General features: G+C 40.4%; 14 protein-coding genes and 4 pseudogenes. 10 read left to right on the plus strand and 8 right to left on the minus strand.

The genetic code is table 11. The annotated features are described in order from the left end of the window. Nucleotides 1-82: 82 nt before the first annotated feature. Nucleotides 83-874, minus strand: a complete 792-nt coding sequence (locus tag N8L39_RS05850) for a nucleotidyltransferase domain-containing protein (RefSeq protein ID WP_261010339.1) — start codon at nucleotides 872-874, stop codon at nucleotides 83-85. Between the two features lie 229 nt (nucleotides 875-1103). On the opposite strand from N8L39_RS05850, the gene N8L39_RS05855 reads away from it, so the two are divergent. The 4 genes and pseudogenes from N8L39_RS05855 to N8L39_RS05870 all read left to right on the plus strand — a co-directional run bounded on the left by N8L39_RS05855 (nucleotide 1104) and on the right by N8L39_RS05870 (nucleotide 7831). Further along, a complete protein-coding gene (locus N8L39_RS05855) occupies nucleotides 1104-1796 on the plus strand; it encodes a phosphoglycerate mutase (RefSeq protein ID WP_000240129.1) in 693 nt (230 codons plus the stop codon). A 52-nt stretch (nucleotides 1797-1848) separates the two neighbouring features. Beyond that, a pseudogene (locus N8L39_RS05860) lies at nucleotides 1849-4289 on the plus strand (glycoside hydrolase family 95 protein). 130 nt (nucleotides 4290-4419) lie between these two features. Further along, nucleotides 4420-5121, plus strand: coding sequence for an ABC transporter ATP-binding protein (locus N8L39_RS05865; protein WP_261010338.1), 702 nt, complete (start codon nucleotides 4420-4422; stop codon nucleotides 5119-5121). Between the two features lies 1 nt (nucleotide 5122). Then, nucleotides 5123-7831, plus strand: a complete 2709-nt coding sequence (locus N8L39_RS05870; protein WP_261010337.1) for an ABC transporter permease — start codon at nucleotides 5123-5125, stop codon at nucleotides 7829-7831. A gap of 183 nt (nucleotides 7832-8014) precedes the next feature. On the opposite strand, the pseudogene tnpA reads toward N8L39_RS05870, so the two are convergent. Then, nucleotides 8015-8529: pseudogene (gene tnpA, locus N8L39_RS05875) on the minus strand (IS200/IS605 family transposase). Nucleotides 8530-8717: 188 nt separating this feature from the next. After that, on the minus strand, nucleotides 8718-9581 hold the full coding sequence (locus N8L39_RS05880) for a helix-turn-helix domain-containing protein (protein ID WP_261010336.1): 864 nt from the start codon (nucleotides 9579-9581) through the stop codon (nucleotides 8718-8720). 209 nt (nucleotides 9582-9790) lie between these two features. Between N8L39_RS05880 and N8L39_RS05885 the strand changes: the two are divergent. From N8L39_RS05885 to N8L39_RS05905, 5 genes and pseudogenes are all read left to right on the plus strand, one after another. Beyond that, nucleotides 9791-9944, plus strand: a pseudogene (locus N8L39_RS05885) (PhrA family quorum-sensing system peptide). Nucleotides 9945-10014: 70 nt separating this feature from the next. Then, the gene (locus N8L39_RS05890; protein ID WP_049493769.1) at nucleotides 10015-10434 is read left to right on the plus strand and encodes a GNAT family N-acetyltransferase; all 420 of its coding nucleotides are present in this window, start codon (nucleotides 10015-10017) and stop codon (nucleotides 10432-10434) included. Between the two features lie 176 nt (nucleotides 10435-10610). Then, nucleotides 10611-12626, plus strand: coding sequence for a bacteriocin-associated integral membrane family protein (locus tag N8L39_RS05895; protein ID WP_261010335.1), 2016 nt, complete (start codon nucleotides 10611-10613; stop codon nucleotides 12624-12626). 1 nt (nucleotide 12627) lies between these two features. Beyond that, nucleotides 12628-13260, plus strand: a complete 633-nt coding sequence (locus tag N8L39_RS05900; RefSeq protein WP_000571434.1) for an ABC transporter ATP-binding protein — start codon at nucleotides 12628-12630, stop codon at nucleotides 13258-13260. A gap of 140 nt (nucleotides 13261-13400) precedes the next feature. Next, nucleotides 13401-13559, plus strand: a pseudogene (locus N8L39_RS05905) (competence protein ComA); the annotation flags it as partial. Between the two features lie 183 nt (nucleotides 13560-13742). Here N8L39_RS05905 and tpx read toward each other — a convergent pair. The 4 genes from tpx to N8L39_RS05925 form a co-directional block, all read right to left on the minus strand. Then, nucleotides 13743-14234: a thiol peroxidase gene (gene tpx / locus N8L39_RS05910; RefSeq protein ID WP_000256026.1), complete on the minus strand. Its 492-nt coding sequence runs from the start codon at nucleotides 14232-14234 to the stop codon at nucleotides 13743-13745. A 122-nt stretch (nucleotides 14235-14356) separates the two neighbouring features. Continuing rightward, nucleotides 14357-15286 carry a metal ABC transporter substrate-binding lipoprotein/adhesin PsaA gene (gene psaA, locus N8L39_RS05915; protein ID WP_000733076.1) on the minus strand — a complete coding sequence of 310 codons (930 nt, stop codon included), beginning with the start codon at nucleotides 15284-15286 and terminating at the stop codon, nucleotides 14357-14359. 31 nt (nucleotides 15287-15317) lie between these two features. Then, the gene (locus N8L39_RS05920) at nucleotides 15318-16166 is read right to left on the minus strand and encodes a metal ABC transporter permease (RefSeq protein ID WP_000559776.1); all 849 of its coding nucleotides are present in this window, start codon (nucleotides 16164-16166) and stop codon (nucleotides 15318-15320) included. Then, entirely contained in the window at nucleotides 16163-16885 is a 723-nt protein-coding gene (locus N8L39_RS05925; protein ID WP_000619164.1) for a metal ABC transporter ATP-binding protein, read from the minus strand. The genes N8L39_RS05920 and N8L39_RS05925 overlap by 4 nt, the downstream gene beginning before the upstream one ends. Nucleotides 16886-17065: 180 nt before the next feature. On the opposite strand from N8L39_RS05925, the gene pepO reads away from it, so the two are divergent. Then, on the plus strand, nucleotides 17066-18958 hold the full coding sequence (gene pepO / locus N8L39_RS05930; protein WP_261010334.1) for an endopeptidase PepO: 1893 nt from the start codon (nucleotides 17066-17068) through the stop codon (nucleotides 18956-18958). 128 nt (nucleotides 18959-19086) lie between these two features. Here pepO and N8L39_RS05935 read toward each other — a convergent pair whose 3' ends face one another. Next, a complete protein-coding gene (locus tag N8L39_RS05935) occupies nucleotides 19087-19716 on the minus strand; it encodes an MBL fold metallo-hydrolase (RefSeq protein WP_261010333.1) in 630 nt (209 codons plus the stop codon). Nucleotides 19717-19930: the final 214 nt, after the last annotated feature.

Consider the following 19930-nt stretch of genomic DNA (forward strand, 5'->3'; position numbering starts at 1 on the left):
CTCTACACCGTTATATATTATAGAAATTCAAAAAGCTCATGATTCATCTGAAAAGCAGATTTCATGAGCTTTTATCGTAATTCTAAATAGATTCATTAATCAAGTTTTTGAGATTTAATAGGAGATGCTCTAAGGTTAGGACTGTTTTCTGCTGGTGAGCTAGTTGGTAGAGATTTTGAAAGTAGTCTTGGATATCGTTCTCAAAATTTTGAGGTAGATGAGAGCAATTGTTTTTCGCGAACTGGAGCATGCGTTTTTCTCCTGGATGGAGTTGCTCATTGAAGGCGAAGAGCAAATCGAAATAAGAGGCGAAAAACTCGCTAGTGCGGTGATTGATGCTGAGTAAATCTTGGCGTTTGAGGGCTTTTTTGATTTGTCTTGAAAAAGCTGGCATAGCTTGGTCGAGGAGCAGGAACTGCTTGTTTATGATATTCTTTTTCAGTTCAGCTGGATAAGGAAGATTGTATTTTTTCTGGAGAGCAGCATAGTGACCATCTTGATCGTAGATAATCTTACTGTTGAGCAGATTGTGCCACATACAAGTAGTGTAAGAATTCTGGGCTTGGTGCTCTACAACTACGGCTTGTAAATCTTTGTCAAATTCGTCCAGAGAGCGGTAAATCAACTCGATTTCGATACCATTATTGAGAACACAATCATCCTCCAATTCCCAAAATTGATTACCGATTTCCATATAGGAGCAGTATTTACTGAGGATTTCTTTTCTGATATCTGGCGAGAGAGGAGCACTGAGGTAGACATATACATCATAATCAGAGTCTTTGTCAAAATCTTGTCCGGCCCGTGAACCTCCTAGAGCTAGAGCCTCTACTTGCTCTAGTAGAGCCAATTCTTTAAAGAGATGTTGTGGCATAATGTTAACCTTCTTTATTTTTTGACATCATTCTAACAAAAAGTAAAGAGACTAGCAAGGGTGAAATGGAAATTTCTTTTCACATATTTGCGTATATTTGTTTAAAGCAATCCAACTGCCAAACAGTCGGTTCCTTTTTGGTTTTGACTAGCTTTTTTGTGAAAAATTGTGTAAAATAGAATAGATAAACGAGGGGAAACCTCGGAAAATTTAAAGGAGAATCCATCTAATGGTAAAATTGGTTTTTGCTCGCCACGGTGAGTCTGAATGGAACAAAGCTAACCTTTTCACTGGTTGGGCTGATGTTGATTTGTCTGAAAAAGGTACACAACAAGCGATTGACGCTGGTAAATTGATCAAAGAAGCTGGTATCGAATTTGACCAAGCTTACACTTCAGTATTGAAACGTGCGATCAAAACAACTAACTTGGCTCTTGAAGCTTCTGACCAATTGTGGGTTCCAGTTGAAAAATCATGGCGTTTGAACGAACGTCACTACGGTGGTTTGACTGGTAAAAACAAAGCTGAAGCTGCTGAACAATTTGGTGATGAGCAAGTTCACATCTGGCGTCGTTCATACGATGTATTGCCTCCAAACATGGACCGTGATGATGAGCACTCAGCTCACACTGACCGTCGTTACGCTTCACTTGACGATTCAGTTATTCCAGATGCTGAAAACTTGAAAGTGACTTTGGAACGTGCACTTCCATTCTGGGAAGATAAAATCGCTCCAGCTCTTAAAGATGGTAAAAACGTATTCGTAGGAGCTCACGGTAACTCAATCCGTGCCCTTGTAAAACACATCAAAGGTTTGTCAGACGACGAAATCATGGACGTGGAAATCCCTAACTTCCCACCATTGGTATTCGAATTCGACGAAAAATTGAATGTAGTTTCTGAATACTACCTTGGAAAATAAAAAATTGTAAGCCTAGGATTGATTTCTAGGCTTTTTATGTTAGTATGGTAGTATGATAAGGAATAAAAAACAAGATTATGTATTGGCCTACAAGCAACCAGCGTCAACGACATATAAGGGTTGGGAAGAAGAGGCCTTACCCATAGGCAATGGTTCTTTAGGGGCAAAAATATTTGGGCTTATAGGGGCTGAGCGGATTCAATTCAATGAAAAAAGTCTCTGGTCTGGTGGTCCACTTCCTGCTAGTTCAGATTATCAGGGTGGAAATCTTCAGGACCAGTATGGTTTTTTAGCTGAGATTCGGCAGGCTTTGGAGAAGAGAGATTACAATACTGCTAAAGAACTGGCTGAACAGCACCTAGTCGGGCCCCAAACGAGTCAATATGGGACCTATCTGTCCTTTGGGGATATTCATATTGAGTTTAGCAAGCAAGGCAAGACTTTGTCTCAGGTGACGGATTACCATAGACAGCTTAATATCAGTAAGGCGCTTGCGACGACTTCTTATGTCTATAAGGGAACGAAATTTGAACGTGAAACTTTTGCGAGTTTTCCAGATGATCTCTTGATTCAGAGCTTTACTAAGGAAGGGGCGGAAACTCTAGATTTTACTATAGAACTGTCGCTGACCCGCGATTTGGCTTCTGATGGAAAGTATGAGCAGGAAAAATCTGATTACAAGGAATGCCAGCTGGATATCTCAACGTCTCATATCTTGATGAAGGGACGGGTTAAGGACAATGACCTGCAGTTTGCTAGCTGTTTAGCTTGGGAAACGGATGGGGACATCAGAGTCTGGTCAAATAAAGTTCAGATATCAGGAGCCAGTTATGCCAATCTCTTCTTAGCAGCTAAGACGGATTTTGCCCAAAATCCTGCTAGTAATTATCGCAATAAACTAGATTTGGAGCAAAAGGTTAAGGACTTGGTGGAGATAGCTAAAGAAAAGGGCTATGCCCAATTGAAATCAAGGCATATTCAGGACTACCAAGCCTTATTCCAACGTGTTCAATTGGATTTGGGAGCTGATGTAGACACATCCACTACAGATGATTTGCTAAAAAATTATAAGCCACAAGAGGGGCAGGCTTTGGAGGAGTTGTTCTTCCAGTATGGACGGTATTTATTGATTAGTTCTTCTAGAGACTGTCCAGATGCTCTACCAGCTAACCTACAGGGAATCTGGAATGCGATCGACAATCCTCCTTGGAATTCGGACTATCACCTGAATATCAACCTGCAGATGAATTATTGGCCAGCCTATGTTACCAATCTCCTAGAGACGGCTTTTCCAGTCATCAACTATATCGATGATTTGCGAGTCTATGGTCGTCTAGCGGCTGCAAGGTATGCAGGAATCGTCTCTCAGAAAGGTGAGGAGAATGGTTGGTTGGTTCATACTCAAGCGACTCCTTTTGGCTGGACGGCACCTGGTTGGGATTACTATTGGGGTTGGTCACCAGCTGCCAATGCGTGGATGATGCAAACGGTTTATGAAGCCTATTTATTTTATAGGGACCAAGACTATCTCAGGGAGAAAATTTATCCCATGTTGAGGGAAACGGTTCGTTTTTGGAATGATTTTTTACATGAGGATCAGCAGGCGCAGCGTTGGGTGTCTTCTCCGTCTTATTCTCCAGAACATGGGCCGATTTCGATTGGCAATACCTATGACCAATCTCTGATTTGGCAGTTATTTCATGATTTTATTCAGGCTGCTCAGGAATTGGGACTGGATGAGTCTTTGTTGACTGAGGTCAAGGAGAAGTTTGACTTGCTTAATCCTCTTCAAATCACTCAATCTGGTCGAATCAGGGAGTGGTATGAGGAGGAAGAGCAGTATTTTCAAAAGGAGAAAGAGGAGGCCCAGCATCGGCACGCTTCCCATCTAGTGGGACTCTATCCTGGCAATCTCTTTAGCTACAAGGGACAAGAGTATCTTGAAGCGGCGCGTGCTAGCCTCAATGATCGTGGAGATGGCGGCACAGGCTGGTCCAAGGCTAATAAGATCAATCTTTGGGCGCGTCTAGGAGATGGCAATCGAGCCCATAAATTATTAGCAGAGCAGTTAAAGTCATCCACCTTACCAAATCTTTGGTGTAGTCATCCACCTTACCAAATCTTTGGTGTAGTCATCCTCCTTTTCAGATAGATGGTAATTTTGGTGCTAGCAGTGGCATGGCAGAAATGTTACTCCAGTCTCATACAGCTTATCTGGTACCTCTAGCTGCCCTACCTGATGCTTGGTCAAAAGGTTCTGTTTCAGGCTTAATGGCACGTGGACATTTTGAAGTTAGCATGAGTTGGGCGGATAAAAAACTCTTACAGTTGACCATTTTATCAAGAAGTGGGGGAGATTTGCGAGTCACTTATCCAGGCATTGAGAAGAGTGTGATTGAAATGAATCAAGAAAAAGCAGAAGTGAAATGCATGGGGAAAGATTGTATTTCAGTGGCGACAGCAGAAGGTGATCTTGTTCAATTTTATTTTTAAGAAGGTGATAGAAGGCAGTAGTTTGAGACTGCCTTTTGATAAAGATTTGAGAATGTAAGCAGTTTCCAACTAGTTGAAAAAGCGTTATAATGGTAATAGGAAGTAATTTGTTTGAGAGAGGGTAGGTCTTATGGCTTATATTGAGATGAAACATTGTTACAAGCGATATCAGGTTGGGGATACGGAGATTGTGGCCAATCGTGATGTGAATTTTGAGATTGAAAAGGGTGAATTGGTTATTATTCTAGGTGCATCTGGTGCAGGCAAGTCAACGGTTCTTAACCTTCTTGGTGGAATGGATACCAATGATGAAGGAGAGATTTGGATTGATGGTGTCAATATTGCAGACTATAGTTCCCACCAGAGGACCAATTATCGTAGAAATGATGTCGGTTTTGTTTTTCAGTTTTATAATCTAGTTTCCAATCTAACCGCTAAGGAAAATGTGGAGTTGGCTTCAGAAATTGTGACAGATGCCTTGAATCCTGAACAGGTTTTAACAGATGTAGGTCTGGCTCATCGTCTCAATAACTTTCCAGCCCAGCTTTCTGGAGGGGAGCAACAGCGAGTCTCCATTGCACGCGCGGTAGCCAAAAATCCTAAAATCCTCCTTTGTGATGAACCGACTGGAGCCTTGGATTATCAGACGGGTAAGCAGGTTTTGAAAATTCTTCAAGACATGTCTCGTCAAAAGGGAGCGACGGTGATTATTGTGACTCATAATGGAGCTTTGGCGCCCATTGCTAATCGCGTGATTCATATGCATGATGCCAGTGTCAAGGATGTGGTGATCAACCAGCATCCTCAGGATATCGACAGTTTGGAGTACTAGCATGATCAAGCGAAAAACTTATTGGAAGGACTTAATTCAGTCCTTCACAGGCTCCAAGGGGCGTTTTTTATCCATCTTGACCTTGATGATGTTGGGGTCTCTTGCCCTAGTAGGCCTCAAAGTAACCAGTCCCAACATGGAGGCGACAGCTAATGCTTATTTAACAACTGCTCAAACCTTGGATTTGGCAGTCATGTCTAACTATGGTTTGGATCAAGCAGATCAAGAAGAACTAAAACAGACGGAGGGCGCAGAGGTTGAGTTTGGCTATTTGACAGATGAGACTATGGATAATGGCCAGGATGCTATTCGGCTGTATTCCAAACCAGAGCAAATTTCAACCTTTCAGCTAAGAGAGGGGCGACTTCCTCAGACAGGTCAGGAAATTGCTTTGGCCAGTCATTTACAAGGCCAATATCGTGTGGGACAGGAGATTAGTTTTAAAGAAAAAGAAGGCAGTCATTCCTCTTTAAAAGACCATACTTTTACCGTTACTGGTTTTGTGGATTCGGCTGAAATCCTCTCTCAGCGAGATATGGGCTATGCAGGAAGTGGCAGTGGGACTCTGACAGCCTATGGGGTGGTTTTACCTAGCCAGTTTGATCAGAAAGTCTACAATATAGCTCGTTTGAAATATCAAGATTTGTCAGGTTTAAATGCTTTTTCATCAGCTTATGAAGAAAAATCCAAGCAACATCAGGAAGAGCTTGAACAAGCTTTGTCAGATAATGGTAAGGCACGTCTGCAACTCTTGAAAAAAGAAGGCCAAGAATCTCTCGATACGGGGCAAGAAACCCTTGATAAGGCTGAGACTAATTTGCAGGAAGGCAAGCGTCGTTTAGCAACTGCCCAAGCTCGTTTACAGGCTCAGGAAAGTCAACTAACCTTACTGCCTCAAGCTCAGAGAGAGCAGGCCAGTGCTCAACTTACCCAAGCCAAGCAGGAATTGAGCAAGGAAGAAGATAAACTAAAGCAAGCTGAACAAAATTTAGTCCAAGAAAAGGAAAAATTAGCCAAACATCAGCAAGTCTTGGACGATTTGCCTGATCCCAAGTATCAGGTTTATAATCGTCAGACCATGCCTGGCGGTCAGGGCTACCTCATGTACAGCAATGCTTCAGCTAGCATTCGGGCAGTGGGCAATATCTTTCCTGTAGTGCTTTATGCCGTAGCAGCTATGGTGACCTTCACAACTATGACTCGTTTTGTGGATGAAGAGCGAACTCATGCAGGAATTTTTAAGGCCTTGGGCTATCGTAGTAAGAACATTATCGCCAAGTTTCTCCTCTACGGTCTGGTAGCTGGGACTGTCGGCACAGCTCTAGGCAGTATACTTGGTCATTATTTGCTAGCCAGTGTAATTTCAAGTGTCATTACAAAAGGTATGGTGGTGGGAGAAACCCATATTCAGTTCTATTGGAGCTATAGTTTACTGGCACTTGGTCTGAGTTGGTTGGCGAGTGTGTTACCAGCCTATCTGGTGGCTAGGAAGGAACTTCACGACGAAGCAGCCCAACTTTTACTGCCTAAACCACCTGTTAAAGGAGCTAAAATCTTACTGGAGCGCATCGGTTTTATCTGGCGTCGTCTCAGTTTTACCCATAAGGTAACAGCTCGCAATATCTTTCGTTATAAGCAACGAATGTTGATGACAATCTTTGGTGTGGTAGGTTCAGTCGCTCTGCTCTTTGCAGGCTTGGGAATCCAATCCTCTGTAGCAGGAGTTCCGTCTAGACAGTTTCAACAAATCCAACAGTATCAGATGATTGTCTCTGAAAATCCTAGTGCGACCAATCAGGACAAGGTAGAGCTAGAAGAAGTGTTGAAAGGGCAGGACATCAAAGCCTACCAGAAAATCTATTCTAAAACGTTAGACAAGGATTTCAAAGGCAAGGCTGGTCTTCAGAATATCACCCTTATGATGACTGATAAGGAAGATTTGACACCCTTTATCCATCTGCAAAATCATCAGCAGGAGCTGACATTGAAAGATGGAGTCGTTATTACAACTAAACTAGCCCAGCTGGCAGGTGTCAAGGTTGGGCAGAATTTCGAAATTGAAGGTAAGGAACTAAAGGTTGCTGCCATTGCTGAGAACTACGTTGGTCATTTTATTTATATGAGTCAGGCTAGCTATGAGCAAATTTACGGACAGCTGCCGCAAGCCAACACTTATCTGGTATCGCTAAAGGATTCTAGCGCGACTAGTATCGAAAGGCAGGCAGGTTTGCTGATGAATCAAGCTGCGGTGTCCAGCGTCGTCCAGAATGCTTCAGCCATTCGGCTCTTTGACTCTGTCGCTAGCTCACTCAATCAGACCATGACTATCTTGGTCATCGTGTCGGTTCTATTGGCTATCGTTATCCTCTACAATCTGACCAATATCAATGTGGCTGAGAGAATCCGTGAACTCTCCACTATCAAGGTTCTCGGTTTTCATAATAAAGAAGTCACTCTCTATATTTACCGTGAGACGATTGTCTTGTCTCTTGTGGGAATCGTACTTGGTCTACTCTCAGGTTTCTATTTACACCAATTTTTGATTCAAATGATTTCGCCTGCGACTATTCTCTTTTACCCGCAGGTAGGCTGGGAAGTCTATGTAATCCCAGTGGTAGCAGTAAGCATCATCTTGACCCTACTTGGTTTCTTTGTCAATCATCATCTTAGAAAGGTTGATATGCTTGAAGCCTTGAAATCTGTAGAGTAAGGCAGTTGTTCTTATCTGATTGAACTTATATTTACTCGTAAATCATGACCACCCGTCAAACGGGTGGTTTGTCCCAGGGCTATAAGCCCAAATTACCAGCCAGCGCCTAAAGACGCTGGCTTTCACTTTGTTCAAGCCTTATTGCTCTTGACTCGTCACTTGCCTCTCAAAGAGGCTTTAGTATTACTTACCACTATCCCTAAAGGGATCCTCATATTCTTTTACACTCAATTTATCTAGTGCTATATCATGCTTTACTCGTTCTCAAATTTTCATACTCGTGAAGAAATCATCCACTGGATAATTTCTTTAATCTTGAATATATTTTTTAATTGTGGCTTCATTAAGTCCTACTGTACTCACATAATAACCTTCCGCCCAGAAATGCCGATTCCCAAACTTGTACTTGAGATTGGCGTGTTTGTCAAACATCATGAGTGCACTTTTTCCTTTTAAATAACCCATGAAACTCGAAACACTTATCCTTGGTGGAATACTTACTAACATGTGTACATGGTCTGGCATTAAGTGACCCTCGATAATTTCAACTCCTTTATAACTACACAAGCGATGAAATATTTCGCCTAAACTACTTCGATATTGATTATAAATGACTTTTCGTCTATACTTAGGGGTGAACACAATGTGATAGAACACATCCATTTTGTGTGTGATAAACTATGTGCCTTTTGTGCCATATTTTTCTCCTTTCGCTTTACAATTGGCTTGAACACCTTTATTGTATCGCGTTTGGAGTTTTTTTGTCTCGCACCTAGCGGAGCGAGACGGACTAATAGTCACATAATTATAAGGCTGATAGTATTAATTTCACTATCAGCCTTACAGGTTATTTAACGTTTCAGAAAAACTATAATGTCAAGATTAACTAAACAGTATCTAATTCCTTCAAATAATTTTCTATCTTCATCAACATTAAAGGATTGTTATAAATCTTACATAACTCTCTTGCTTCTAAATAATAATTTTTGATTTGTTCTTTGTCTAGAAATTTGGCTCCAGCATTTCCTACAAGAATAAGTAGGGGAGCCAGTTGGTAGCTTGTCTGTCTTTGTTTACATAGTTCAATCGTCTCAAGAGCTTTTTGAATGGCTTCGTTATATTTTTCCTTTGACACTAGGTAGTGAGCGTAGTTGTAACGAACTCTGATGTAGCCAAATAAAAACTCTTGATGCTCAAAATTTTTTGTCTGATATAACTCCATCAAATGAGAGTAGTTTGCCTCATATTCTTGTTCACGACCCACTAAGGAATAGAAATTAGATAAAGTATTCAACGCCTTTAAATAAATCAGAGTATTTGAAGAGACTTTTAATAATATATTTTCCAATGAAGAAATAGCCTCACACTTACTGTCATATTGATAAAAGTCAATAATAGCTTTAATCCATTCAAGGTAAGTTCGGTCTTCTAGTGTTAGAAAAGTACTTCGTTCAATCTCTATTCTATAAATATATTCCAAATCGTCATAATTTCTATCATCTAATAGGCGAGTAGATATTTGCTTGAAATTAGAGAGGTTAGATTTAATTTCAATTTGTTCATTGAAAAAGTAATCCAAAGGGACTTCAAGTCGTTGAGAGAGTTTGAATAACAAGTCTGCGGAGGGAATAAAATGACCTCTTTCAATTTTACTAATCTGACTTTGTTCACAAATTCCTTCTGCAAGAGTTTGTTGGGAGAGACCTAACTCTTTTCTCTTTACTCTGAATTTCTCAGCGAGTGTATTCATTAAAGATAATAATCCTTCCTATTTGCTTAATTTCATTATAAAATTTTTAGTTCAAAATAGCAAGTTAAAGAAATAAAAAATTCCTCATGGGAATAATAATAAAAAAAAGTTCAAAATACAATAAAAACGTTTGAATAAACAAAATATATATGTTAAAATAAAAACAAGGAAACAGAAAGGGGTTTCAGTGTAAGAGAAAAAAACGTGGAATTCAAAAATTAGCTATATTAGCATTACTAGGGGTTTTTACGTTTAGTAATACAATTCCTTACCAACAATTCATTCAGAAGAATAGACAATTGGAAGTTCGAGTACAATCACAAAAAAAAATCGAATGGACTTGATGTTGGAAAGGCAGATTAAAGAATAATGGAATAGAATTAGTCTCTAGTATATTCTCTTTTATTATTCATTAAAAATTGTAGGTGCAAGAATGAAGATTACTGATGCAAATAATGAAAATATTGACTACATAGAAGAAATGCTATTGGAACACAATAAGAAATGTTTACCTTCATGTCAGGATGAGGACTATAAACAGATTGCTTTTATTGTTGAGAATAATCAAGAGATAGTAGGTGGCATCGTAGCTTATTCGGTTATTTGGAAAATATTATATATTGATACACTTTGGGTTAAAAACACTTATAGACGTCAAGGGATAGCAACTGCATTGTTAAATAATGTTTTAGAAAGTGCCAAAAATTACGGATGTAGTATTGTTCATTTAAGCACCTTTGACTTCCAAGGTTTAGATTTCTACTTAAGTCAAGGTTTTGAAGTTTTTGGAATTCTTAATGACTCTCCAGATGGGCATAAAGAATACTTTTTGAGTAAAAGAATAGAGAAATAAAAATGTTTTATAAAAATTCTAATATTGATTTTACTAATCTAGTTAATGAAAATAATCTTAAGACACCACTGTTAGTATATGATGAAGAAGATTATTTTATCAATAGTTTAGTAAGCTTGTTAGTTTATAGAGGTCAGGGGTATTTCTGCCCTCTGTTTTAGAATAAGGAATGCACTATGAAAAAATTATTTATACTCATATCCAACCTGCTTGCTAGTTTGTTCTTTGTTTGGGTATTTACCATTTGGACTGATACATATGTCTCCCATTATTACCCCAACGTTGTTGTACATGATTCTTCCCCTGAAACAACTTTTCAACATGTTGCTACACGCTTGGAAAAACTAGCAGAAGAAACGGATAGCTTTATTGCGATTCAACACCAAGATCCTAACTCAGAAGGTACTACAGTTTTTTCTTATACGACCTTTGGGAACGGAAAGTTGCCTGATGGGCTTCAGGAAAAAAAACTAGAAGATGCTCAAAGTAGTAGTGTTGAAACAAACTATTTTGTATTCGATGGAAACCTAGATATTCACTTGCTAAGGGAGGAGCTAAGTCAACTTGGCTTGACTAACATGCACCTGACAATTCCATCTAAACTATCTACGTTAATGGCTATCTTTAGTAACGGATTTCAGTTAATCAGTCTATTGATTTTCATCTTAACCTTTGGAGCACTGACTTTAATTAGTCAAATTAGCCAATTACGGTCGTCGGGCATTCGCCTCATTTCAGGAGAGAAACGGTGGTCCATTTTTCTTAGACCAGTTGGTGAGGATTTGAAAGGGATAGCTGTTGGTTTCAGTTTAGCTGGCGTGCTCGCCATTCTTATGCAAAAAATTCTGTCGCTTCCAACGCAATCCCTAATGACCATAGGAGAAGGCTTGCTCAGTTATAATCTCATCTTGTTGTCGATCTCCCTGTTTTTCGCTCAACTCTTCGCAGTTGGGATAAAAAAGATACACCTGATGCAGATTATAAAAGGGCAAGTGCCTGTCAGAGGAATCATTAGTTTGATTTTAATCGGTCAACTATTAGCGATTATTATTGTAACGCTGGGAATAGGGAGTAGCTTAAAGTATTCCCAAGCCTGGCAACAGCATCGGATTGGACAAGAGGCTTGGAGCCAGGAAAGGCAACTGATTACCCTATCAATCAGCCGTGAAGGAACGAGTCCTGGTTTTGATGAACAAGCTCAAAGGAAATTCAGAACTTGGTATCAATTGATGGATCTGGCTGTTTCAGAACAAAAGGCTTTCTTATCTAGACACCAGTTAATTGACCGTACTTTGCAAAATGGCATGGCTTCCTCCAAAAACTTTATAACCTCTACAGAATGGCACGATTACAACCCGAATGGCAATGTCCTTATCGTCACACCGCAATACTTGGAGCGTCAAAACATTCCTGTAGATACAACTATTGAGCAAAAGATGAATCACCTTAATGTAGGGGAGTTTGTCTTATTGCTGCCTGAACACCTCCGTTCAGAGGAAGAACATTATAAATCTGTTTTTGAAGACGACTTAACCAGTCGCGTGTCTAGTCGAGATGAACGACAGCAAATGACTGCTACGGTAGGTTATTTGGAATCAGGTCAGGATCGTTTTGTGTATAATACGACCCCTATTTCTTACCAGCAGTTTTTGAAAGATCCAATCATCATTGTTATAACACCCCAATCAACTGGTCCACAGTCCGTTTTGTTTTGGGTAGACGCAGTACAGAACTACGTTCTCTTTAATCGATTGTCTGATGCCCAGGAGCTTATCCAGAGACAAGGCATTGAAAATTGGGTCTCAGAAATGCAAACAGGTTACCACAACTACATCACATTATTGGATAATATCCAGAGGGAACGTTGGGTAATGCTAGCAGGAGCTGTGCTTGGGATTGCAACTTCAATCTTGTTGTTTAACACTATGAATAGGCTCTACTTTGAAGAATTTAGACGTGCCATTTTTATCAAACGCATTGCAGGTCTCAGGTTCTTAGAAATCCATCGCACTTATCTCTTTGCTCAACTGGGTGTGTTTTTACTGGGATTTATTGCGAGTGTATTTCTCATGGTAGAGATAGTAGTTGCTTTCTTAGTCTCGTTACTCTTTACTGGTCTATCTCTTTTACAGTTACATGTCCAAATGCAGAAAGAAAACAAGATGTCCATGCTTGTTTTGAAGGGAGGTTAATATGATTGAACTTAAACAGGTGAGTAAATCTTTTGGAGAACGAGAGTTATTTTCGAATCTTTCAATGACATTTGAGGCTGGAAAAGTCTATGCCTTAATTGGTTCAAGTGGTAGCGGAAAAACAACCTTGATGAACATGATTGGGAAATTAGAATCTTATGATGGGACGATTTTTTACCGAGGTAAAGACTTGGCCAATTATAAATCGAGTGATTTTTTCCGTCACGAATTGGGCTACCTCTTCCAGAACTTTGGCTTAATTGAAAACCAAAGTATTGAAGAGAACCTTAAGCTAGGTCTCATTGGTCAAAAGTTGAGTCGGTCGGAACAGCGGTTGAGGCAGAAGCAGGCTTTAGAACAGGTCGGCCTGGCTTATCTTGACCTAGATAAGCGCATCTTTGAGTTATCGGGCGGAGAATCGCAACGGGTTGCCTTAGCAAAAGTTATCTTAAAGAATCCACCCCTTATTCTGGCAGATGAGCCAACAGCTTCAATAGACCCAGCAACCTCTCAGTTGATTATGGAGATTTTGCTATCTCTTCGAGATGATAATAGGCTAATCATTATCGCAACACATAATCCGGCAATTTGGGAGATGGCTGATGAAGTGTTCACGATGGATCGTCTGAAATAAAAATCCTTGTTTTTAATTGTATGATGGGTTACTGAAATATTATCATGAATCAATAATTGGAGTTAATTTAGAATTGTACTTTATTAATATTGAGGTAATTTTTTCTTGATATAGGAAGAAATAGTGGAGAGGAAGTTAGATTGAAAAAATTCGACAATTATATTATTGAGAAGCCTTGCGATTCTAATTCAGATAAACTGCAAAAAATCTTAATAATTGAAAGTTTGGTAGATGATATTTTGCAATTTTCTCTCAGAATCAATAATAGTGTAGGAGAGGTTTTCCTCCTACAACTGTTTCAAAAGAAATATTTACCCATTGGGAGAAGATGTTGCAGTGGATAATGTGTTACTCACTGAAAAATATAATTTTCAACTAAAAGATTTTGAAGGATTCATTTCAAAATAAACAATAATTAAAGAATAAGAAAAATCCTCCGTTTCAAAGAGCAGGGTGAACTCTTTGTGACAGAGGATCTTTTTCTATAGGGCTTTAGCTGCTGCAATTGCGGCTTCGAAGTTTGGTTCAGAGTTGATATTGTCCACGTATTCAACGTAGCGAATCGTATTGTCAGTATCGAGAACAAAGACTGCGCGTGCCAATAGGTGCCATTCGTTGATTAAGAGGGCATAGTCACGTCCAAAGGAATGATCGAAATAGTCTGAGAGCATGATGGCATTTTCAATGCCTTCAGCACCGCACCAACGTTTTTGGGCAAAGGGTAGGTCCATGGAAACAGTCAAGACGACCGTATTGTCCAGTCCAGCCAGTTCTTCATTAAAACGACGTGTTTGAGTTGAGCAGATGCCTGTATCGATAGAAGGAACGACACTCAAAACTTTTTTCTTGCCATCAAAATCAGCTAGAGATTTTTTAGAAAGGTCTGTTGTAGTGAGTGAAAAATCAAGTGCCTTGTCGCCGACTTGTAGTTGTTTACCTGTAAAGCTCACAGGATTTCCGAGGAAAGTTACCATAAGATACTCCAATCTTTTTTCTTCCATTTTAGCTGAAACGGTCAGAATTTTCCAATGATTTGACCGGAAATATGGGTATAGAAAAAACGCCAGCTCATGTGAGAATGACGTTTTTCAGAGGCTTATTTTGCCAATCCTTCAGCAATCTTGTCAAGGTTGTATTTCATCATGTTGTAGTAGCTGTCGCCTTCTTTACCTTGTTCTGCGATAGAGTCAGTAAAGATTTGTGCGTAGATTGGGATGTTTGTGTCTTGTGAAACAGTCTTCATTGGACGGTCATCCACACTTGATTCTACAAAGAGTGAAGGAGTTTTTGTTTGGCGAAGTTTTTCAACCAAGGTCTTGATTTGGTCAGGTGTTCCTTCTTCTTCAGTATTGATTTCCCAGATGTAGGCACTTGGGACACCGTAGGCTTTAGAGAAGTATTTGAAGCATCCTTCGCTGGTTACGATAAGTTTTTTCTCAGCAGGGATGTTGTTAAATTTCTCCTTAGCTTCCTTGTCAAGTTTGTCTAGCTTATCAGTATATTCTTTGAGATTTTTTTCGTAGAATTCCTTATTGCTAGGGTCTTTAGCGCTCAATTGTTTTGCGATGTTTTTAGCAAAGATCATACCGTTTTCAAGGTTGAGCCAAGCGTGTGGGTCTTCTTTGCCTTTTTCGTTTTGGCCTTCAAGGTAGATAACATCAACGCCTTCGCTGACTGCAAAGTAGTCTTTGTTTTCAGTTTTCTTGGCATTTTCTACCAATTTTGTAAACCAAGCATTGCCACCTGTTTCAAGGTTGATACCGTTGTAGAAAATCAAATCAGCTTGAGAAGTTTTCTTAACGTCTTCAGGAAGTGGTTCGTATTCGTGTGGGTCTTGACCAACAGGAACGATACTGTGAAGATCAATCTTGTCACCAGCAATATTTTTAGTAATATCAGCGATGATTGAGTTTGTAGCAACAACTTTTAGTTTTTGACCAGAAGCTGCATCTTTTTTTCCACTAGCACATGCCACAAGAGCAATGACGGAAAGAAAGAGAACGAGTAATGTACCTAATTTTTTCATTAGATCCTCCAATTTATTGGGGTTTTGCCCCTTATTTTAACAAATGTTTATTTTTCAGTTTCAAATATCGTTGTTTTGGAGCGATAAAGAAGCTAATGAGAAAGAAACTAGCGGCTGTAAGCACGATACTAGAACCTGCCGCAACGTTAAAGCTATAGCCGATAAAGAGTCCCAAAACTGAAGCTGTCGCTCCAAAGGTTGAGGAAAGGAAAATCATGCTTTTCAGGCTATTAGCATACAGATAAGCAGTTGCAGCTGGGGTAATCAGCATGGCTACAATCAGGATAGTTCCGACACTTTGCATGGCTGTCACAGACACAAGAGTTAGGAGTACCATGAGTAAGTAGTGATAGAAATTGACAGGCATTCCCATGGCTTTAGCCAAGAGTTCATCAAAGGAAGTTATCAAGAGTTGCTTGAAGAAAATCCAGATTAACAAGAGAATGGCTGCCCCCACACCCATAGTAATAAACATATCCGTATCTTGGACGGCCAGGATATTTCCGAAAAGGATATGGAAGAGGTCAGTTGAACTTTTAGCGACACTAATCAAGATGATACCGAGGGCTAAGAAAGAAGAAAAGGTAATGCCGATGGCGGTATCGCTTTTGATAATCGAGTTTCCCTTGATGTAGGTAATGATGATGGCAGCTAGTAGTCCAAAGACAATGGCTCCGATAAAGAAGTCAAGGCCCAAGATAAAGGAGAGGGCTACACCTGGCAAGACAGCATGTGAAATGGCATCTCCCATTAGTGACATCCCGCGTAGGATGATGAAACATCCCACAGCTCCAGCTACGACCCCGATGACAATGGCTGTTATCAAGGCATTTTGTAGGAAATGGAATTTTTGCAATCCATCGATAAATTCTGCAATCATAGGTCACCTCCATTAAAAAAGAGTCGATTACCATAAGCTTCTTTGAGATTGGCTTCGGTAAAGGTTTCTTTGGTTGGACCAAAGGCAATCACTTCTCGATTGACAAGCAAGACTTGATCGAAGTAGTGGGGAACCTTGCTGAGGTCGTGGTGGACGATGAGAACCGTCTTCCCAGCTTTTTTCAAATCTCTCAGCGTATTCATGATGATTTCCTCACTAACAGAGTCAATCCCAACAAAGGGTTCATCCAAGAGGATATAGTCAGCTTCCTGCACCAAACATCTGGCAATCAAGACTCGCTGGAACTGACCTCCAGACAGTTGACTGATTTGACGTTCAGCATAGTCAGCTAGGCCGACGATTTCAAGGGCTTCTTGCACTTTCTTCCAATGTTTAGCATTTAAACTGCGAAAGAGAGGGATAGAGGGAAAGAGTCCTAACGAGACACATTCCTTGACCTTGATGGGAAAGTTGTAGTCGATATTGATTTTTTGTTCGACATAGGCGATTCGATGTAAGGATTTTTTCACTTCCTTGTCATCGAGAAATGCCTGACCTTGATGTGGGATAATTCCCAGCATACCTTTTAATAATGTTGATTTTCCAGCACCGTTTGGACCAATGATACCGGTAATTGTTGGTCCTTGAAGCACTAGTGAAATATCCTTAAGTGCCAATGTTTCTTTGTAGGAGACACTGAGGTTTTCGATACGTATCATAAACTTGTATTCCTCCTGTCTCTTAATATACATTAAAAAAAAAATTAAGTCAAGTTAATTTTTGAAAAAATTAAAATAATAACTGAAAAATGATGGAAAAGGAAAGTTCATTTTTAATTGCATTCCCAAGCAATTTTTGTTAAGCTAGCAATAACTTAAAAAAATGAAAGCGAGAACAAGATGACACGTTATCAAGATGATTTTTATGATGCAATCAATGGAGAATGGCAACAGACAGCTGAAATTCCAGCAGATAAGTCTCAAACGGGAGGTTTTGTTGATTTAGACCAGGAAATTGAAGACTTGATGCTTGCGACAACAGACAAGTGGTTGGCAGGAGAAGAGGTGCCTGAGGATGCTATCTTGGCAAACTTTGTCAAATACCACCGCCTAGTTCGTGATTTTGACAAGAGAGAAGCTGACGGTATCACACCTGTCTTACCACTCCTTAAAGAATTCCAAGAATTAGAGACTTTTGCGGATTTTACAGCTAGACTAGCAGAGTTTGAACTTGCAGGAAAACCTAACTTCCTTCCTTTTGGTGTATCGCCAGACTTTATGGATGCCAGAATCAATGTTCTATGGGCCAGTGCTCCAAGCACAATCATGCCAGATACGACCTACTATGCAGAAGACCATCCTCAGCGCGAAGAGCTCTTGACTCTTTGGAAAGAAAGCAGCGCAAATCTCCTCAAGAAATATGATTTCTCTGATGAAGAAATTGAAGATTTGCTAGAAAAAAGACTTGAATTGGACCGTCGAGTTGCGGCAGTGGTGCTTTCTAATGAAGAAAGTTCAGAATATGCTAAACTTTACCATCCATATGCTTACGAAGATTTCAAGAAATTTGCGCCTGCCCTACCTCTGGATGACTTCTTCCAAGCCGTTCTTGGACAAGTACCAGAAAAGGTTATTGTAGACGAGGAACGCTTCTGGCAAGCAGCAGATCAATTCTATAGTGAAGAGGCATGGCCTCTCCTCAAGGCAACCTTAATTTTAAGTGTTGTGAATCTCTCAACCAGTTATTTAACAGAAGAAATCCGTGTCTTGTCAGGTGCTTACAGCCGTGCGCTTTCAGGAGTTCCAGAAGCCAAAGACAAGGTCAAGGCAGCCTACCAGCTAGCACAAGGCCCATTCAAACAAGCCTTGGGTCTCTGGTATGCCCATGAAAAATTCTCTCCAGAGGCCAAAGCAGATGTGGAGAAAAAAGTGGTAACCATGATTGATGTTTATAAGGAGCGCTTGGCTAAAAATGACTGGTTGACTCCAGAAACTCGTGACAAGGCCATCGTTAAACTCAATGTTATCAAACCTTATATCGGTTATCCAGAAGAATTGCCAGAACGCTACAAGGACAAGGTAGTGGATGAAAATGCTAGTCTTTTTGACAATGCTCTAGCCTTTGCGCGTGTGGAAATCAAGCACAGTTGGAGTAAGTGGAACCAGCCTGTAGACTACAAGGAATGGGGCATGCCTGCTCATATGGTCAATGCTTACTACAATCCACAGAAGAACCTGATCGTCTTCCCAGCAGCTATTTTACAAGCACCTTTCTATGACTTGCATCAGTCATCTTCTGCTAACTACGGGGGTATTGGGGCGGTTATTGCCCATGAAATTTCCCACGCCTTTGATACTAACGGAGCTTCCTTTGATGAAAATGGTAGCCTCAAGGATTGGTGGACAGAGAATGACTATGCTGCCTTTAAGGAGAAAACACAAAAAGTTATTGACCAATTTGATGGACAAGATTCTTATGGAGCAACCATCAACGGTAAATTGACTGTGTCAGAAAACGTAGCTGACTTGGGAGGAATCGCTGCAGCCCTTGAAGCAGCTAAGAGAGAACCAGACTTCTCAGCAGAAGAATTCTTCTACAACTTCGGTCGCATCTGGCGCATGAAAGGTCGACCAGAATTTATGAAACTTTTGGCTAGCGTCGATGTGCACGCACCAGCCAAACTCCGTGTCAATGTGCAAGTACCAAACTTCAATGATTTCTTTACAACCTATGATGTCAAAGAAGGAGACGGTATGTGGCGTTCACCAGAAGAGCGCGTGATTATTTGGTAAGGCAAAAAATCTAGTCATCAGAAAAAAGGCATCCAATCAGGTGTGAGAACCTTGATAGGATGCCTTTTATAGTGGAAAGACTTGCTGGATAGTGTACTTAAAATGCGATAGACATTGTCATCATTTTACTAGAAAAATGGATTGAAAGTTTTTTCGTGAGCGATAGTAGTAGCTGGACCATGTCCTGGATAGACATCGTAGTTTGGTAGGGTGAAGAGTTGGGTCTGGATACTATGGAGGAGTTGCTCCATGCTACCAGTCGGAAGGTCCGTTCGTCCGATTGTTTCACGGAACAGGGCATCTCCTGTCAAGACTAGGTGAGCATCAGGAAAGACTAGGGAAACACCACCGATAGAATGTCCTGGTGTTGGCAAGACAGTGAAACGAAATTCCTCTAGCTGGTATTCTTCGTGAAAGATAAAAGTGTGCTCAGCCGGTTTTGCGACTACATCTTCCATATCATCGTGACGAGGAAGCCCAGAGAGATTATCGACGGGAATATAGAGCCAGCTGGCCTCACTCTCTGCAATATAGACCGGAGGATTGCCAAAAGTTTCGCGAACCAAGTCCAGACTCATGATATGGTCATAATGGGCGTGGGTAAGGAGAATAGCGCAGATCGGTTTGTTGATGTTCTCTATTGTCTGACGAATGGCTTCCCAATGACTACCAGGATCGACGACGATGAGGTGTTTTTCACCTTCCAAGTAATAGGTATTTTCATAGGCAACAGGATTCACGGTTTTATGGATTTTCATACTAGCTCCAATCTCAAAGAATGTACTAATACTCTTCGAAAATCTCTTCAAACCGCGTCAACTTTATCTACAACCTCAAAGCGGTGCTTTGAGCAACCTGCGGCTAGTTTCCTAGTTTGCTCTTTGATTTTCATTGAGTATAAATTAAGTATAGCACAGTTGGGGAGAATAAGCTGGAAAAGGAAATAGGTCTAGAAAGAAGAAGATGGTTTGG

Source organism: Streptococcus mitis (assembly GCF_946190285.1).
GTDB lineage: Bacteria > Bacillota > Bacilli > Lactobacillales > Streptococcaceae > Streptococcus > Streptococcus mitis_CP.

Coding starts and splice junctions, on each gene's coding strand:
- N8L39_RS05850 (WP_261010339.1), bottom strand. CDS start 874: ATGCCACAACATCTCTTTAAAGAATTGGCTCTACTAGAGCAAGTAGAG.
- N8L39_RS05855 (WP_000240129.1), top strand. CDS start 1,104: ATGGTAAAATTGGTTTTTGCTCGCCACGGTGAGTCTGAATGGAACAAA.
- N8L39_RS05865 (WP_261010338.1), top strand. CDS start 4,420: ATGGCTTATATTGAGATGAAACATTGTTACAAGCGATATCAGGTTGGG.
- N8L39_RS05870 (WP_261010337.1), top strand. CDS start 5,123: ATGATCAAGCGAAAAACTTATTGGAAGGACTTAATTCAGTCCTTCACA.
- N8L39_RS05880 (WP_261010336.1), bottom strand. CDS start 9,581: ATGAATACACTCGCTGAGAAATTCAGAGTAAAGAGAAAAGAGTTAGGT.
- N8L39_RS05890 (WP_049493769.1), top strand. CDS start 10,015: ATGAAGATTACTGATGCAAATAATGAAAATATTGACTACATAGAAGAA.
- N8L39_RS05895 (WP_261010335.1), top strand. CDS start 10,611: ATGAAAAAATTATTTATACTCATATCCAACCTGCTTGCTAGTTTGTTC.
- N8L39_RS05900 (WP_000571434.1), top strand. CDS start 12,628: ATGATTGAACTTAAACAGGTGAGTAAATCTTTTGGAGAACGAGAGTTA.
- tpx (WP_000256026.1), bottom strand. CDS start 14,234: ATGGTAACTTTCCTCGGAAATCCTGTGAGCTTTACAGGTAAACAACTA.
- psaA (WP_000733076.1), bottom strand. CDS start 15,286: ATGAAAAAATTAGGTACATTACTCGTTCTCTTTCTTTCCGTCATTGCT.
- N8L39_RS05920 (WP_000559776.1), bottom strand. CDS start 16,166: ATGATTGCAGAATTTATCGATGGATTGCAAAAATTCCATTTCCTACAA.
- N8L39_RS05925 (WP_000619164.1), bottom strand. CDS start 16,885: ATGATACGTATCGAAAACCTCAGTGTCTCCTACAAAGAAACATTGGCA.
- pepO (WP_261010334.1), top strand. CDS start 17,066: ATGACACGTTATCAAGATGATTTTTATGATGCAATCAATGGAGAATGG.
- N8L39_RS05935 (WP_261010333.1), bottom strand. CDS start 19,716: ATGAAAATCCATAAAACCGTGAATCCTGTTGCCTATGAAAATACCTAT.